The organism is Streptomyces sp. NPDC042371 (genome assembly GCF_056437465.1).
In genome coordinates, this window is sequence record NZ_JBWKAP010000002.1 from 479,670 (window position 1) to 496,018 (window position 16,349).

A 16,349-nucleotide genomic window follows, 5' to 3' on the forward strand; every position below is an offset into this window, starting at 1 on the left:
GTGCGTCTACTTGCTGTAGAACGCGTTGTAGATCGACAGCGTCGACTTGTTGCCCTTCTTGTCCGCGATCTTGGCGTGGAACGAGATGGCCTTGTTCTTCGCCGGGTTCTTCACGGAGATCTTGCCGTTGGTGACCGTGGCCTTCTTCCAGGTCTGGCCGTAGTCGTAGGAGACGTACACGGCAAGGGACTTGAGGTTCGAGCCCGCCGCCGCGCCCTGGACCGTGACCGGCACCGACTGCTTCTCGTCGGCCTTCGCACGGCTGTCCAGGCCGACCTTCGGGCCGAACCGCACCGTGGAGACCGGCAGCTTCGCCTCGTCCACCTTCTTGGAGCGGAAGCTGAAGCTCGCGTCGATCCGCGTTGAGGCCGCGCCCACCTTGACGCTGCGCTTCACGGACGTCGACAGCTTGTACGCGGCGTCGCCCGACGGCACCTTGAACGGCTTGTCGCCGACCAGCGGGTCGTCGTTCTCGCCGATCTGGGTGCCGTTGCGGGACAGCGTCGTCTTCACCGACGTCAACTTCGAGTAGCCCGCGTGGGTCTTGCCGTCGGCGAAGAGCGGGAGGTAGCCCTCGATCTCGTTGCCGCGCCGGTAGACGCCGTACTGACCGCCGATGCGGGGGCCGAAGACGGCCGTGTTGAACGTCTTCTCGTAGGTCGTGCCCGCCTTGAAGGTCTGCGGGGTGCCCAGCGAGTACCCGGCCTCGACGGTCGGCCAGCCCTCCGGGTCGACCGGACCGTCCTGCTCGAACTCCAGGCCCCACTTGACCTTGTCCCCGGTGGACACGTACAGCGTGCGGTCCGTGGGCAGCTTCGTCGGGACGGAGACGGACCAGGTGCCGCTGCCGACGGGCAGCTCACCGGCCGCGCGCAGCGAGCCCGTCTTGCCGCTCGCGGCCGCGCCGAGCCCGGCCTTGACCGTGGCCAGCTCGCTCGCCTTGTAGTGCTTGGTGTAGCCCGTGGCGACGTGCTTCACCGCGGTGCCGGAGAGGACGTTGTACTCGGTGTTGTCGCCCTTGGTCCAGACGCCCGACCACGTCTGGCTGAGCTTGACGCCGGTCGGGGCGGCACCGACGGCGCCGGTGCGGAAGTTCTTGTACTCGTCCATCAGCCAGCCGAAGCTGCTGCTGAAGTCCGCCGTCTCGACCGTGTAGTCGGGTGCGGCGAGGACGCCCTTCACATCGGTCGCGGGCACGCTGATGTCGACCGGCTTCGCGGTCCGCGCGTCCACCGTGACCGTGGTGTTCTTGGTGACGTCCACCTTCGGCTGGGCGAGCCAGTCGACACCCTTGCTGAGGTCCGCGAGGTCGACCGCGATGTTCGAGTCGAGGACGTAACTGCCCTTGGGCACACGGACCTTGAAGGTGCCGGAGGGGTCGTACGTGTCGAAGTCCGCGCCCCTGGCCGCGCCGGTCAGGCCCTGGACCGAGTCGTTGTAGTGCTTCGTCGGCTGTCCGTCACGGCCGAGGTGCTTCACCGTGAGGTCGTACGACTCCACCTCGCGGTCGACCGCGGCGGCCGTGCGCACGGACTGGCCGCCGCCGCTCGCCACGACGTACGCGGAGTACGAGCCGTCGACCGTGCCGCCCAGCTTGGAGTCGGCCGTCAGGTCGACGGAGGCGGTGCCGCCCGCGGGGACGGTCACCTTCTTCGCGCCGAGGGTGAAGAAGCCCGCGGGGGCGGGGTTGCCCTTCGGGTCGGTGGCGTCCACGGCGAGGTCGAGGGTGACCTCGTCCTTGCCGAGGTTCTTGTACGTCACCTTCTTGGTGACCGGCTTGTCGTCGGTGTGCGGCCACTGCTGCGTGCCGAAGCTCACCGACACCGGGTCGGCGATCACGGTCTGCTTGATGGCCTTGTCGACGGCGATGCGCCCCGAACCCTGCTGGAACGCCGTGTACTTGCCGCCCTTGGTGGAACCGGTGAGCGCGCCCTTGAGCTCGTCGTGCTTCCACTCCGGGTGCTGCTGCTTGAGCAGGGCGGCGGCGCCCGCCACGTGCGGGGTCGCCATCGACGTACCGGAGATCGTCAGATAGCCCTCGGGGTTCTGGCCGACCTCCTTCTCGATGACGGAGCCGGGCGCGGCGGCGGCCGTGATGTCGACGCCGGGCGCGGTCACGTCGGGCTTGATCGCGCCGTCGCCGACCCGCGGGCCCTGGCTGGAGAAGTCCGCCAGCTTGTCGTTGTCGTCGACCGCGCCCACGGTGAGGGCGGCGTCCGCGCTGCCCGGGGAGCCGACCGAGCCGGGCTCGCCGTCGTTGCCCGCGGCGATCGCGAAGAGGATGCCCTTCTCCGCGGAGAGCTTGTCGACCTGCGCTTCGAGGGGGTCGATGCCGGGGGCGTCGGAGCCGCCGAGGCTCAGGTTGACGACGTCGGCGCCCTCTGCGGCCGCCCAGTCCATGGCGGCGATGATGCCGGAGTCCTCGCCGTAGCCGTCGTCGCCGAGGACCTTGCCGTTGAGCAGCTTGGCGCCGGGCGCGACGCCCTTGAACTTCCCGCCGGACTTGGCGCCCGTCCCGGCCGCGATGGACGCGACGTGGGTGCCGTGGCCGTAGCGGTCCTTGGCGTCGGCCGACTCCGTGAAGTTCTTCTCGGCGATCACCTGGTCCTTGAGGTCCGGGTGGGTGGCGTCGACACCGGTGTCCAGCACGGCGATCTTGACGCCCTTGCCGTCGTATCCGGCGGCCCACGCCTTGTCGGCGCCGATCTGCTTGACGCTCTTGTCGAGGCTCGCCTTGCGGACGCCGTCGAACCAGACGTGGCTGATGCCGGACGCCGCGGTGCGGGCGCCGTCCTTGCCGCTGGTGAGCGCGGCCCACAGGTCGGTCGCGTCCTGTTTCGGCGTGCTGACCGCGTCGGCGTTCAGCGCCTTCAGGCTCCTGCGGACGGTGGTGTCACCGGCTCCGCGGACCTCGGCCTTGGTCGTGGCGGCGGCTCCCTTGTAGCCGACGATGACCTTCAGGGCCTTCTTCTGGGCCGCACGGTTGCGCTTCTTGTTCAGCTCCGTGACGTCGAAAAGGCGCCGGTCGAGGGTGCCGTCGGCTATCAGGCGCTGCGCGTCGGCGGGTATCAGCAGCGTGTGTCCGCCGCTGCGCCGCACCTGTACGGGGATGTGCTCCCGCCCCTTGGCACGGTCGATGCCGACCACGCGGCCGTTGGCGTCGAGGACGGCACGGTCGCCGGTGATCAGCGTGACGCGGGTCTTGCCCGCGCCCTTGCCGAGGCCGCCCTCGGCCTGGACCGTGTGCCCCGCGGGGGCGGGGTCCGCGGCAGCCGGGCTGGTCATGCCCGCCGCGAGCGCCACGGCCACCGCCGCGGCGATACTGGCCCCGCATGCTCTCTTCACTTGTCTGCGCAAGTCTCCCCCTGGAGGTATAGGGGCTCCCGCCCCCTGGATGTCGAAGTATGCCGAGGGGGCTACACCTGCTCAATAGCGGGACAGAAGTACAGAGTTGAGGCTGACCGAAATTCATGACGCCTTAACGGCAATTGGCCGGATCAGGGCAATTCCGAAATGCGGATCACCGCGTTCCCCATTTCCCGGTGGCCGGAATGGACGCAGCCGTGTGAGTGCCACGGGCGCGCGCTCGGGTGACGTACCCGCGGCCCCCGGTTGCCGCACACCCCCGCAGTGGAACGACAAGCGCCATGATCCCGATGCCCTCCCTGCGCCCGCGCGGCGCGATCCGGCTGGCCTGCCTGTGCGCCGCCGCCCTGACCCTCACCACGGCCGTGGCGGTCGCCGAACCCCACCCTTCGGGCCCAAGACCGACCGCGAACGAGAAGGACGTCCTCAGAGAGCGCACGGTCGCCCTCGACGTCGCCGACTACCGGTGGCTGTGCTCGGCCGGCGGCTTCGGCCGGGCCACCGAGCACGCCCTCGACCTGTTCCCCGGCGTGCGGATCACGCTCGTCCAGGACGGCCGCGAGGCGAAGGAGGACACCGTCACGTGGACCGGTCACGTCAAGGGGGCCCCTGAGCAGCAGGCGGTGATCTCGGCGAGCCACGTGTGCCGCCCCACGAAGGCGACCCGCCCCGTCATCGAGTCCCGGCCCGCCCAGCAGAACCAGAAGAACCAGCAGAACCAGCAGAACCGGCCCGCCGTCGACGCCATGGTCGACCTGGGGGCGCGCACGTACCACGTCACCACCCTGCCGGGAGAGCGCCCGCGACTGCGGATCACCGAGGAGAACCCCGGCGCGCGCCGCCACCCCGCGCCCGACAACGGCACCCTCGACGAGCGCGCCGCCCGGGAGCTGCACGACTCCCTGGAGGACCGCGCCCCGGCCGACCCGGCGAACCCGGTCGTCATCGACGTCCTCGCCGGGTACACCCCGCCCGCGATGCGCCGGGTGGGCGGCGAGCAGGCGATGGCGGCCCGCATCGGGATGGCCGAGTCCTATATGAACCAGGCCCTGGCCGACAGCAACGTCGCGGCCAGGATCGACGTCGTGGGCCGCTACGACACCGGCTACAGCGGCAACCAGACCGCCGCCCGCATGCTCGAAAAGCTCTCCGACCCGCGGGACCGCGACCTGGGCGCCACCGCACACCGCCACCGCGAGGAGCTGGGCGTCGACCTGGTCACCGTCATCAACGACGTGCCCGTGGGCTCCTCGGGCCAGGCCAGCCTGCCCACCAGGGGCCACCTGGACGACGAGCTGGCCTACTCGGCCGTCGACGTCCAGTCACTCAGCGAGTGGTACAACCTCGGGCACGAACTCGGCCACAACCTGGGTCTGTTCCACGACCGCGTCACCCTCGACCGGCAGGACCCCTCGGGCGGCTACCGCGAGCTGCTCAACTCCCCCGCGGGAACGGGGTGGATCACCCCGCGCCGCGACTACCACTCCCTGATGGCCTACGCGGACAGCTGCGGCAAGCCGTGCAGCCCCGTCAACCAGTACTCGAACACCGAGAACACGGTCGACGGTCAGCCCCTGGGCGACGAGAACAACAACAACGCCGCGCTGGCCCGCAGGACCGCCCCCATCGTCGCGGGCTACCGCGAGCTGAAGGTGGACCGCGTCCGGCACCGGCTCACGATCGACGCGAGCCCGAACGGCACGGTCCGCCCCGCCGTCCACGGCCCCTACGCACCCGGGACCACGGTGGGCGTCACGGCGAAGCCCGCGGCCGGATACCGCGTCAGCGGCTGGATCGTCGACGGCAGGCGCCACGACATCACGGACGAGAACGTGACGATGACGATGGACCGCCCGTACACGATCAGCGCGGTCTTCACGCCGACCGGGGCATGAGAGCCGGGCACGCAGGAAGCGGCCCGCACCCTTCACGGGGTGCGGGCCGCTTCCGTACGACCGTGCTCAGGGATCAGACGGCGGAGCCGGCCTTCCACTGCGCCCAGTCCATGTTCCAGCCGTTGAGGCCGTTGTCCGGGGAGATGGTCTTGTCGCCGGTGTTGCGGACGTCGACGACGTCACCGGTGATCGAGTTCTCGAAGAACCAGGAGCCCGGGGTGCTCTTGTCGCCCGCGCCCTTGGCGTCCTGGAGGCCGATGCAGCCGTGGCTGGTGTTGGCGCCGCCGAAGATGGAGGGCGAGCCCCAGTAGTTGCCGTGGATGAACGTGCCGGAGTTCGACAGGCGCATGGCGTGCGGCACGTCCTTGATGTCGTACTCGCCCTTGCCGTCGCCGTCCTTGAAGCCGACGGTCGCGCCGTCCATCCGGGTCTCCTTGAACTTCTCGGAGATCACCATCTTGCCCTTGTACGTCTTGTTCTCGGGCGAGCCCGCGGAGATCGGGATGGTCTTGACGACCTTGCCGTCCCGCATGACCTTCATCTGCTTCGTCTTGGCGTCGACGACGGATACCTGGTTGCGTCCGATCTTGAACTGGACGGTCTTCTGCTGCACGCCATAGACCCCGTCGGAGCCCTCGACGCCGTCGAGGTCCAGCTTCAGGGTGACGGTGGTGTTGCCCTTCCAGTAGTCCTCGGGCCGGAAGTCCAGGCGGTTCGCGCCGAACCAGTGGCCGGAGATCTCCTGCCCGCCGGTGGACGACACCTTGATCGAGGACTGGACGTCCTTCTTGTTGGTGATCGCCTTGTCGAAGTTGATCGACACGGGCATGCCGACGCCGACGGTGGAGCCGTCCTCGGGCGTGAAGCTGCCGATGAAGCTGTTGGCCTTCGAGACGGTCGTGAACGACGAGTTCTCGTGCGCCTTGCGGCCCTCGGAGTCCTTGGCGGTCGCCGAGATCTTGTACTTCGTGGCGCGCTCGAGCTGGGCGCTGGGCTTCCAGCTCTTCTTGTCCGCAGATATTTTTCCGGCCACGGCGGTGCCGCCGTCGCTCTTCATCGTCACGTCGGTGAGCGTGCCGTCGCTGACCGTGACAGCGGCCGCGCTGTTGATGCTTGCGTTGTCGGAGCCGTTCTTCGGCGCGATCTTGATCTGGGCGGCAGAGGTCTTCTTGGCCGCCGCCTCGTCGACCTGGTTCTGCGACTCCTTGCCGCCCGAAGCCTTGTCGCCGTCGTCGCTGCTGCACGCCGAGAGCACGAGCACGCCGCTCACCAGAGCGGATACGGCCGCGACGCTCTTGCGCCCGCGCCCGAGCCCGCGACGCCTACTGTCCGTCATCACACGCATCTCCATAGTTGCCGAATCCCCAGAGCCAACCCCGAGAGTCCCCCTGCAATCCCGCATAACGTCCTGCCCGGTTCGTCCCGTTCCACAACCGCGAAGAGTGTGGGGAACACCACGTTCGCGGTACTGGAATTGTCTCGCGTCGTCCCCCGTGCCGTCCGTGCAGGGTGAGACGACGGAACCCCGGGCGGCGGTTGCTGCCCGGGGTTCCCGGTTCCGGATTCTTCAATCCGGGCTACAACTCGTCGTTCTCGCCATCATCCTCGTCCGGGTCCCAGTCCGGCGAATCGGGGTCGTAGTCGATCGACTCGCTGCTCCACGAGGCCTGGGTGAGCTCGGTGCCGGGCACGTGGCTGACCAGGTCGAAGGGGTCCACGAGGTAGGCGAGCGCCTCGGCGACGTCCTCCTGGACGGCGGCCTCGGCGTGCGCCCGCTCCTCGCCGGGCATCTGCTCGTCCTCGCCGATGTGGGCCAGCGCGGCGCCGGTCAGCTTCTCGGCGTCACCCACCTCGACGACCATTTCCACCCGCAGCCGTACAAACCGTGATGTCTCGTCTCCACTCATACGACGGAGGGTACGGCCCCGGGAGCTCGCGACTTTCCCGCGACCCGCACCTTTCATTAGCATCGCCCCACACGGCCAATTCGCCAGCGCCACAAGGGGGATCCGATTCCGTGTCCGCACGCCGATCACTGCTGACCACCGCCGCCGCCGGAGCCCTGCTCGGCGCCCTGTGCTTCGTCCCCTCCGCCAACGCGACGTCGCCCGACGCGGCCCCCTCCTCGAATTCCTCGAATTCCTCGAATCCCTCCGCTCCCTCGAACCGCCACGAAACGGCCTCCGCGGCCTCGGGGCGCCTCGCGGAGACGGGCGGCGGCTTCGACACGACGCCGTACGTCGTCGGCGGCACGGCGTTCCTGGGCCTGGGCGCGGGCTTCGTGGTGTTCTCGGTACGCAGGGAACGCGACGGCGAGAGCGGTGGGCGCGGCAGCGCGGCCTACTGAGGCCCGAGGGCGCCTCGCTGCGGGTGGTAGAGCTCCCGGGCTCGGGCGAGGTCGGTGGAGCCGTTCGCTTTCCCGGCCTCGTTCTCTTTCTCGTACACCGGCAGGAAGAACTCCACCTGCCACGACTGCGCCCTCTCCGCCTGCCGGTTGGTGGTGGCCACCCAGGGCGGGTAGACGCGGAAGGCGCGCTTGCCGCCGGAGCCGTTCGTCGCCACGACACCGTGTGCGCGGAGCGCGTCCACAGGGAAGACGAACTGGCCGAAGTGGCCCTGATCGCGGCTGCTGATGACGAACAGGTCGACGGGGTCCGTGCCGTCGAAGGGCCGGATGGGTCCGGCGGCGGACCTCAGCCAGACGGTGACGAACTGGCCGACCTTGGTCGGCGTCGTCCTGGCCTCGCGGAAGCGGACGCGCAGACCGTCGAGCGTGAATATCTGGGCGGCGTAGTCGGCGCCCTCCGCCTCGGGCACCGGCTGCGACCAGACGAACCCGCAGGGGTCGTAGACGAGTGCCTTCGCCGCCATGAGATCGGCCGAAGGACACGCTCGGTTCACTGTCATCCGTCCACCCTGTCACGGGAAGTGGACCAAGCCCGCCGACGGCTACTCTGCGCCGTATGACCAGCTCAGACACGTATACGGACTCCGGTAGATCCGGTGACGCCGAAGTCGCGATAGCCGCGGCCCGTGCGGGCGCGGACGTCGTGCGCGGCCTGTACGGCCGACGGCTCGCCCGTATCGACAAGGGCGCGGGCGACTTCGCCACCGAGGCGGACCTGGCGGCCGAGAAGGCGATCCTCGACGTCATCCGGGCCGCGCGGCCCGACGACTCCGTGCTCGGCGAGGAGGGCGGGCAGCGGGGCGCCGCCGACGCCGCGCGCCAGTGGATGGTGGATCCCCTCTGCGGAACGTTGAACTACGCCGTCGGCACCATGCTCGTGGCCGTCAACGTGGCGCTGCGCGACGGGGCGGCGGCGGTGGCGGACCCGTTCAGCGGCGAGGTCTTCCACACGGACGGCACGTCCGCCCGCGTGCGGCACTACGAGGGATCCGAGGGTGTCGACGCGTTGTTGGCCCCCACCCCCGACACCCGGCTCGTCGACGTCAACCTCGATCCGCCGTTCCCCGGTGCGCCCGGATTCCGCGGCGTGGACCTGCTGGCCCACCCCGGCTTCGTGGCGCGGTTCCGGCCCCGGGTCGTGTCCACGACGCTGGCGTTGGCGTGGGTCGCGGCGGGCAGGCGGGCCGCGTACGTCACCGATGGCGGTGACCTGTCCGAGAGCGTGCACTTCGCCGCCGGGATCGCCCTGTGCCGGGCAGCGGGCTGCGTGGTCACCGGAGTTGACGGCGCCCCGCCGGGGCCTGCGGGCCGCGGTCTCGTGGTGGCGGCCGACGCCGGGACCCACGGGCTGCTGATGTCGATGATCGGCGGCTAGCGGCTCCGGGAGGCGCCCCCGCCCGCGGGGAGTTGTCCGCGATCTTCATCGGAATTGTCCGTGATCCGTAACAGGCGCATCCCTTCGGCTCCGTGACTCGTCCTGCCGGGTGGCCGCAACGCGGCGACCGGGGGTTCGGCGAGGACTTGGCAAAGGGGCGGGCATGGCACGGCACAGCGGTGGGCGGGGCTGGTACGGCAAGTTGATCGGGGCTGCGCTCGGGGTGACGATGCTCGCCACCGGCGCCTCGGTGTGGACCGCGCAGGCCGGTGACGCGGACGACGCGTCACCGGAGGCGACCGCACCGGCCCGACCCGGCGTCAAGCCGGTCTCGTCGACCATCGCGCACGCCTCGGAGAAGGGGAAGCGCGGCGTCAACATCACCATCGACGACGGCCCCGACCCCAAGTGGACCCCTCAAATGCTCGACCTGCTGCGGGAGAACGGGGTGAAGGCCACGTTCTGCATGGTGGGGACGCAGGCGCAGGCCAACCCGGACGTCGTGAAGAAGGTCGTCGCGGCCGGGCACCGGCTGTGCGACCACTCGGTGTCGCACAACACCGGCATGGACAAGGACACCCAGGCCTACCAGTCCCAGCAGATACTCGACGCCGAACGCATGATCACCAAGGCGTCCGGCGGCGTCCGGCCGATGTACTACCGGGCGCCCGGCGGGGCGTTCACCCCCTACAGCCGCAAGCTCGCCGCCGACCGCGGCATGCGCCCGCTGGGCTGGAACGTGGACACCAAGGACTTCGAACGCCCGGGCACGGACGCCATCGTCGCGACCGTCGAGCGTGAACTGCCCAACGGTCCGACCCTCCTCTTCCACGACGCCGGCGGCGACCGCACCCAGACCGTCGAGGCCCTGCGCCGACTGCTCCCGCAGCTCAAGGCGCAGGGCTACACCTTCGGCTTCCCGGTGCGCTAGGGCCCCGAGCTGCTAGGCCAGCGGCCCCGTCACCGGCTCGACCGCCGTCACGAGCGCGCCCGACCTGACGAACGCGTCCGCCGCCGCCAGGTCCGGCGCGAGGAAGCGGTCCGGGCCGGGGCCCTCGACGCCCGCCTTGCGGACGGCTTCGATGACCGCCTGCGTCGCGGGCGCCGGGGTGAGGCCCTCGCGGAGTTCGACGGCGCGCGTGGCCGCGTACAGCTCGATCGCCACGATGCGGGCGAGGTTGTCGACCGTGGTGCGCAGCTTGCGGGCCGCGGACCAGCCCATGGAGACGTGGTCCTCCTGCATGGCGGAGGACGGGATCGAGTCGGCCGAGGCCGGGACCGCGAGCCGCTTCATCTCGCTGACCAGGGCCGCCTGCGTGTACTGGGCGATCATCAGGCCCGAGTCGACGCCCGCGTCGTCCGCGAGGAACGGCGGCAGGCCGTGCGAGCGGTTCTTGTCGAGCAGCCGGTCGGTGCGGCGCTCGGCGATCGAGCCGAGGTCGGCGGCCGCGATGGCGAGGAAGTCCAGGACGTACGCGACCGGGGCGCCGTGGAAGTTTCCGTTCGACTCGACGCGGCCGTCGGGCAGTACGACGGGGTTGTCGACGGCGGCGGCCAGCTCGCGCTCGGCGACGAGCCGCGCGTGGGCCATCGTGTCCCGGCCCGCGCCCGCGACCTGCGGCGCGCACCGCACCGAGTAGGCGTCCTGGACGCGCGGCGCGTCGTCCTGGTGGTGGCCGGTGAGGCCGGACCCGGCGAGGACGGCGAGCATGTTGGCGGCGGAGGCGGCCTGGCCCGGGTGGGGGCGGATGGCGTGCAGCTCGGGCGCGAGGACCTTGTCCGTGCCGAGCAGGGCCTCCAGCGTCAGGGCGGCGGTGATGTCGGCCGACTTGTAGAGGGTCTCCAGGTCGGCGAGGGCCATCACCAGCATGCCGAGCATGCCGTCGGTGCCGTTCAGGAGGGCCAGGCCCTCCTTCTCGCGCAGCTCGACCGGCGTGATGCCGTGCGCGGCGAGCAGCTCGCCCGCGGGCCGCAGCTCGCCGTCGGGGCCCTCGGCGTCGCCCTCGCCCATCAGCGTCATCGCGCAGTGGCTGAGCGGCGCGAGGTCGCCGGAGCAGCCCAGGGAGCCGTACTCGTGGACGACCGGCGTGATGCCCGCGTTCAGTACGTCGGCCATCGTCTGCGCGACCTCGGGGCGCACGCCCGTGTGGCCGGAGCAGACCGTCTTCAGGCGCAGGAACATCAGCGCGCGCACCACTTCGCGCTCCACGCGCGGGCCCATGCCTGCCGCGTGCGAGCGCACGATGTTGCGCTGCAGCTGGGCGCGGAGGTCGGGGCCGATGTGGCGGCTGGCCAGGGCGCCGAAGCCGGTCGAGACGCCGTAGACGGGCTCGGGCTTGGCCGCGAGCGCGTCGACGATCCCGCGGGCCGCGGCGAGCGCCGTCAGCGCCTCGGCGGAGAGTTCGATCCGTGCGTTGCCGCGCGCGACGGCGACGACGTCCGCCGCGGTCGTCCCGGACGTCCCAAGGGCCACGGTACCCACGCTGTGCATATCCATATTCAGCAGCGTACGGACTGAATCGCCAGGTGTCACGGGTGGAATTGGCAAGAGCCACTTACGCCGAGGTCAGCCACCCCCACTACCCCCCAGCAGGCCGCGACCCCCGCCCCCTGAACGTGCGCCGCTCCCCCGCCCGGTGCGCCCCCGCGGGCGCGTCCGCGAGCCGTACCACCGGGTCGTCCACGCCCTCGCGCCCCGCCACCACCGGCTTCGCCGCACGCGCGGCCTTGGCGCGGTACTGCGCCGCGTCGGCGAGCCGGAAGAGGCGGCGGGCCGAGCGCACCGCCCCGATCGGGTCCCCGGTCGACGCCACACCGCATGCGACCCCGTCGCCGAGCTCCAACTCCGAAGCCCGTACGCAGAGTTCGTCGGCGACCCGCACCACCTCGTCGGCGGTGGGCCCCACCGCGACCAGGCAGAACTCGTCGCCGCCGAGACGCGCCGCGAGCGTCCCCGGCAGCATCGCACCGCAGAGCGAGAGGACCGAGCCGAAGCGCTCGAGGAGGCGGTCGCCGACCGCATGGCCCTTGGTGTCGTTGACCCGCTTGAGCCCGTTGACGTCGCAGACGACCAGGCTCACCACGGCCCCCTCGGCGAGGTGCCGCTCCACCGCCTCGTCGAGCCTGAGGTCGACCGCGCGGCGGTTGGCGAGCCCCGTGAGCGCGTCCGTGAAGGCCAGGCGGCGCGCCTCCTCCAGGCGCTCGGTCTGCGCGATCCCGGCGGCCACCACGGCCGCGAGGACCGTCGCGAAGTCGGCGTCGGCCCGCTCGAACACCGACGCGCCCGGCGGACGCGCCACGTACAGCTCGCCCCATGCGCGCCCGTGCAGCACGACCGGGGCGACCACGCAGCAGCCGCGGCCCCGGCGGCGCAGGGCGGCGACGCGCTGGTGGCAGTAGCCGGGCTCGCGGGCGTCCGCGGGGCCCTCGGCGGTCTCGACCCAGGCGTGCGGTTCGCCGCCGCCCGCCCAGTGCTCGTGCAGGAACTCGGTGATCTCCGGGAACTGGTGGACGGGGTACGCCTCGTTCTCCGGGAACTCTTCCTCGCCGTGGACGCGTTGGCCCGCGTTCACCAGGACCCGCAGGCGCCCCATGTCCCGCTCCCAGACGGACAGTGCGGCGAAACTCCCGCTCAGCGCGCGACAGGTGCCGAGAGCGGCCGCCCGCCAGGACTCGCGCGGAGTGTGCGCGGCGGCCATTCCCTGCGCCAGCTCGACCACGGCCCGCAGCCGGACATCCTCACCCATTTCCCCAGGTTAGGAGGTTTGCGGCATTTTGGAACTTCGGGACATGGCGAACCTACCCCAGGGCTGCTCGGCTAGCCGGGGGGTGTCACTCCCCGGGCCACTGCGGCTTCCGCTTCTCGTTGAAGGCCGCGACGCCCTCCGCCCGGTCGCCCGAGAACGCCACCGTGCGCCACGCCGCGTCCTCGACCTCCAGACCGGCCCGCAGGTCGAGGCCGTGCCCGAGGCGCAGGGCGCGCTTGGCCGCGCGCAGGCCGACCGGCGAGTTGGCCGCGATGCGGGCGCCGAGCGCCAGCGCCTCCGTACGCGCCTCGCCGTCCTCCGCCAGCAGGTCCACCAGGCCCAACTCCCGCGCCTCGGCGGCCTCCACGCGGCGCGCCGAGAAGATCAGCTCGGCGGCGCGGGCGGCGCCCACGCGGCGCGGCAGGAGCTGGGTGCCACCACCCCCCGGGATGACGCCGACGGAGACTTCGGGGAGTCCGACGACCGCGGTCGAGTCGGCGACGATCATGTCGCAGGAGAGCGCGAGCTCGAACCCGCCGCCGAGCGCGAAGCCGTGCACGGCCGCGACGGTGGGCATGGGCAGCTCCAGGACACCGGTGTACGAGGCACGGGTCGTGGGGCGCTGGCGGCGCAACTCGTCGTCGCTGAAGGAGTTCCGCTCCTTCAGGTCGGCGCCCACGCAGAAGGCCCGCTCGTGCGTGGAGGTCAGGACGACGACGCGGGCGTCGTGGTCCTCGGCGAGGGCGGCGCAGGCGGCGGCGATGGACCGGGCCATCTCCGAGGAGACGGCGTTCATCGCCTTGGGGCGGTCCAGGACGAGCTCGACGACGTGGCCGTGCCGCCTGACCGCCACGTACTCCCCGTACCGCTGCTCGTCGCCCATGACGCTCCTCCACCTCCGGTTAACGACCGTTACCCGGGGATCATGTCACCGGGCCCGCCCCGGGGGAAGGGACTCCTCAGCCCCTTCGCGCCAGCAGCCACGGCTCGACGACGCCGAGGCCGCGGACCGGGCGCTGCCACATCGGCTGCAGGGCGAAACGGTAGGAGGGGGGCTCCTCGCCCTCCTTCTCCGCCGCGGCGGCCTCCTCCGCGGCCTGGGTCTCGGAGGCGGGCGCGTCGCCCGTGCGCGTCAGCTCCTCCGCGAACGCCCCGTCCACGAGGACCGCGTCCCTGGGCGCTATCGAGGTCAGCCTGCTCGCGAGGTTCACCGTCGTGCCGAAGACGTCGCCCATGCGGGTCGTCACGGTCCCGAAGGCGATGCCGACGCGCAGCTCCGGCATCGTCTCGTCGTTGGCCATCGTCTCGATGAGGCGGAGTGCGATCTCAGCGGCGACGCCCGCGTCGTCGGCGGCGTAGAGGACTTCGTCGCCGAGGGTCTTGATGAGCCGTCCGCCGTGGGCGGCCACGAGGTCCGCGGCGGTCGTCTCGAAGGCCTCGACGAGTTCGCCGAGCTCCTCCTCCTCCATGCGCCGGGTCAGCCGGGTGAAGCCGACGAGGTCGGCGAAGCCGACGGCGAGGCGCCGGTCCACCATCTCCTCGTCGTCCGCGGCCTGCACGACGCGGCCGGTGGCGGCGGCGAGCTGGCGCCGCCACACGTAGACGAGGAACTCCTCCAGCTCGGGCAGGAGCAGTTCGATCAGCGGGTACGTGACCTCGGTGCGGGTCATGCCGGGCTCGGGCGGCTCGGTGAGCCCCTCCAGGAAGGAGTCGATCTGCCACTCGGCGAGCCGGGCGGTGGTCTGCCCCGTCGACCGGGCCACCTGCACGGCCATGGCCTCGCTCAGCAGGCCCGCCTCCACGAGGCCCGCGAGGCGGCGCAGGGCGAGGACGTCCGCCTCGGTCAGCGCCTTGGCCTGGCCGATGTCCGGAAAGCCCATGGCCCGCCAGAACCGGGACGCCAGCTCCATCGAGACGCCCGCGCTGCGGGCCGCCTGGAAGGGGGTGTACCTGCGGTCGGCGCCGAGGATGAGCTGTTCGAGGCGGAGGGCGAGCGGATCCCTCTCCGCGTCGTCCTCGCTCTTCTCGTCCACGTCGGGTACCTCGGGCACCCCGGACATGTCCCTCGCGCCCTCCGGCCCGCCGTCACGGGCGGCCACGGACCCAGCGGTACGGCCGGACCCGCCGTCGGGGGCGGGGTGTACGCCCTCGCCTGAGCCCGTGTCGTCGACGGTCACGCCTGCTGCCCTTCCGATCTGCCGCGGTCAGGTATCGACCGGCGCCAACTTTACGGCAGGTGTGCCGCAGCTCACTCCCTACTCCCTCGACCCGCTTCTTGACGGCCGGGGGTCCGGGGGTCGCCCCCGGGCAAACACAGCACGGCAGGTGTGCCGCAGCTCACTCCCTACTCCCGCGAGGCGCTCCGCGCGTGTGCCCGGCCAGGCCGTCCGACGCCCGCGGGCGCGTCGTGGTTGATCGCGCAGTTCCCCGCGCCCCTTCACCACACCACGCCACGCCGTCGGAGACCTGCGGGCGCGTCGTGGCTGGGCGCGCCGTTCCCCGCGCCCCTGCGGGGCGCGTACCTAGGCCGTCCGACACCCGCGGGTGCATCGTGGTCGACCGCGCCGTTCCCCGCGCCCCTGCGAGGTGCTTCGCTACCCCGCCGGGCGCAGGTGGACGATGTCGCCCGCGCCTACCGGCTGCTGCACGCCCTCCTCCGTGGCCAGGACCAGGCGGCCGTCGCCGTCCACCGCTACCGCCTCGCCCACGATGGAGCGGTCGCCGGGGAGTTCCGCGCGGACCTGGCGGCCGAGGGTCGCGCAGCCTGCCGCGTAGGCCTCCTGGAGGCGGGAGGCGGCCGGGTCGCCGGATGCCGCGCGCCAGTCGCCGTACCACTGCTCCAGGGAGCGCAGCACGGCCCGCAGCAGCGGATCGCGGTCCGTGACCTTCGCGCCTGCCAGGGCGAGGGACCCCGCCGTCGGCACGGGCAGCTCGTCCTCGCGCAGCGTGACGTTGAGGCCGACGCCGACGACGATGCCCCCGCCGGACGCCGAGCCCGCCCGCTCCGCGAGGATGCCGCCCGCCTTGCGCTCCTGTTCACCGACCGTTACCAGGAGGTCGTTCGGCCACTTGAGTGCCGTGTCGACGCCCGCCACCCGCGAGAGCCCCGTGGCGACGGCGACACCGGTGAGCAGCGGCAGCCACCCCCAGCGCTCGACCGGCACCTCGGCGGGCTTGAGCAGCACGGAGAAGAAGAGGCCGGAGCGGGCGGGCGCCGACCACCGGCGGTCGAGGCGGCCCCGCCCCGCGCTCTGCTCCTCGGCGACGAGCACCGCGCCCTCGGGGAGCTCGTCGGCCCGCGCAGCGAGGTCCGTATTGGTGGAGCCGGTGGCGGCCACCACGTCGAGCGAGGACCACAGCCCGCCGTCCCTCAGCAGGGTCCTGCGGAGCGAGGCGGCGTTCAGGGGCGGCCTGTCGAGGTCGGACCAGCGGTTGTCTTCAGCATCTGACGGCGTCATGCAAGCCACCTTAGGTGTGGTAAACGACGCACTGCCGAACGGTATCGGCGCCGATACGCTACGGGTCAGTAGCCAGCCGCACAGCCGTAGACAAGCACCTTT

The 16,349-nt window shown here is 71.6% G+C and carries 13 protein-coding genes; 4 read left to right on the forward strand and 9 right to left on the reverse strand.

The features are described from left to right. Positions 1–6: 6 nt before the first annotated feature. Positions 7–3,357: a S8 family peptidase gene (locus tag AC068B_RS07885; protein ID WP_478669757.1), complete on the reverse strand. Its 3,351-nt coding sequence runs from the start codon at positions 3,355–3,357 to the stop codon at positions 7–9. A gap of 290 nt (positions 3,358–3,647) precedes the next feature. Between AC068B_RS07885 and AC068B_RS07890 the strand changes: the two genes are divergently transcribed. Further along, on the forward strand, positions 3,648–5,261 hold the full coding sequence (locus tag AC068B_RS07890; protein ID WP_478669758.1) for an InlB B-repeat-containing protein: 1,614 nt from the start codon (positions 3,648–3,650) through the stop codon (positions 5,259–5,261). Positions 5,262–5,334: 73 nt separating this feature from the next. Here the strand turns inward: AC068B_RS07890 and AC068B_RS07895 are convergent, their stop codons facing one another. Further along, positions 5,335–6,597: a L,D-transpeptidase gene (locus tag AC068B_RS07895; protein WP_478669760.1), complete on the reverse strand. Its 1,263-nt coding sequence runs from the start codon at positions 6,595–6,597 to the stop codon at positions 5,335–5,337. A 241-nt stretch (positions 6,598–6,838) separates the two neighbouring features. Beyond that, complete coding sequence (locus AC068B_RS07900; protein WP_478669762.1) at positions 6,839–7,168, reverse strand: hypothetical protein; 330 nt, start codon at positions 7,166–7,168, stop codon at positions 6,839–6,841. Between the two features lie 110 nt (positions 7,169–7,278). On the opposite strand from AC068B_RS07900, the gene AC068B_RS07905 reads away from it, so the two are divergent. Next, positions 7,279–7,608 carry a hypothetical protein gene (locus AC068B_RS07905; RefSeq protein ID WP_478669764.1) on the forward strand — a complete coding sequence of 110 codons (330 nt, stop codon included), beginning with the start codon at positions 7,279–7,281 and terminating at the stop codon, positions 7,606–7,608. Here the strand turns inward: AC068B_RS07905 and AC068B_RS07910 are convergent. Continuing rightward, positions 7,602–8,168 (reverse strand): MepB family protein, encoded by a 567-nt coding sequence (locus tag AC068B_RS07910; RefSeq protein ID WP_478669767.1) that lies wholly within the window; start codon positions 8,166–8,168, stop codon positions 7,602–7,604. The genes AC068B_RS07905 and AC068B_RS07910 overlap by 7 nt on opposite strands. Before the next feature lie 56 nt (positions 8,169–8,224). Between AC068B_RS07910 and AC068B_RS07915 the strand changes: the two genes are divergently transcribed. Both AC068B_RS07915 and AC068B_RS07920 read left to right on the forward strand, forming a co-directional pair. After that, positions 8,225–9,043, forward strand: coding sequence for an inositol monophosphatase family protein (locus tag AC068B_RS07915; RefSeq protein ID WP_478669768.1), 819 nt, complete (start codon positions 8,225–8,227; stop codon positions 9,041–9,043). A 163-nt stretch (positions 9,044–9,206) separates the two neighbouring features. Next, on the forward strand, positions 9,207–9,974 hold the full coding sequence (locus AC068B_RS07920) for a polysaccharide deacetylase family protein (RefSeq protein ID WP_478669770.1): 768 nt from the start codon (positions 9,207–9,209) through the stop codon (positions 9,972–9,974). Positions 9,975–9,986: 12 nt separating this feature from the next. Here AC068B_RS07920 and hutH read toward each other — a convergent pair whose 3' ends face one another. The 5 genes from hutH to AC068B_RS07945 form a co-directional block, all read right to left on the reverse strand. After that, positions 9,987–11,525, reverse strand: coding sequence for a histidine ammonia-lyase (gene hutH, locus AC068B_RS07925; RefSeq protein ID WP_478670288.1), 1,539 nt, complete (start codon positions 11,523–11,525; stop codon positions 9,987–9,989). 97 nt (positions 11,526–11,622) lie between these two features. After that, positions 11,623–12,789 (reverse strand): GGDEF domain-containing protein, encoded by a 1,167-nt coding sequence (locus AC068B_RS07930; protein ID WP_478669772.1) that lies wholly within the window; start codon positions 12,787–12,789, stop codon positions 11,623–11,625. An 85-nt stretch (positions 12,790–12,874) separates the two neighbouring features. Next, positions 12,875–13,672 (reverse strand): enoyl-CoA hydratase/isomerase family protein, encoded by a 798-nt coding sequence (locus AC068B_RS07935; RefSeq protein ID WP_478669774.1) that lies wholly within the window; start codon positions 13,670–13,672, stop codon positions 12,875–12,877. A gap of 76 nt (positions 13,673–13,748) precedes the next feature. Continuing rightward, positions 13,749–14,966 (reverse strand): adenylate/guanylate cyclase domain-containing protein, encoded by a 1,218-nt coding sequence (locus AC068B_RS07940; RefSeq protein WP_478669775.1) that lies wholly within the window; start codon positions 14,964–14,966, stop codon positions 13,749–13,751. Between the two features lie 417 nt (positions 14,967–15,383). Beyond that, positions 15,384–16,247, reverse strand: a complete 864-nt coding sequence (locus AC068B_RS07945) for a biotin--[acetyl-CoA-carboxylase] ligase (RefSeq protein ID WP_478669778.1) — start codon at positions 16,245–16,247, stop codon at positions 15,384–15,386. Positions 16,248–16,349: the final 102 nt, after the last annotated feature.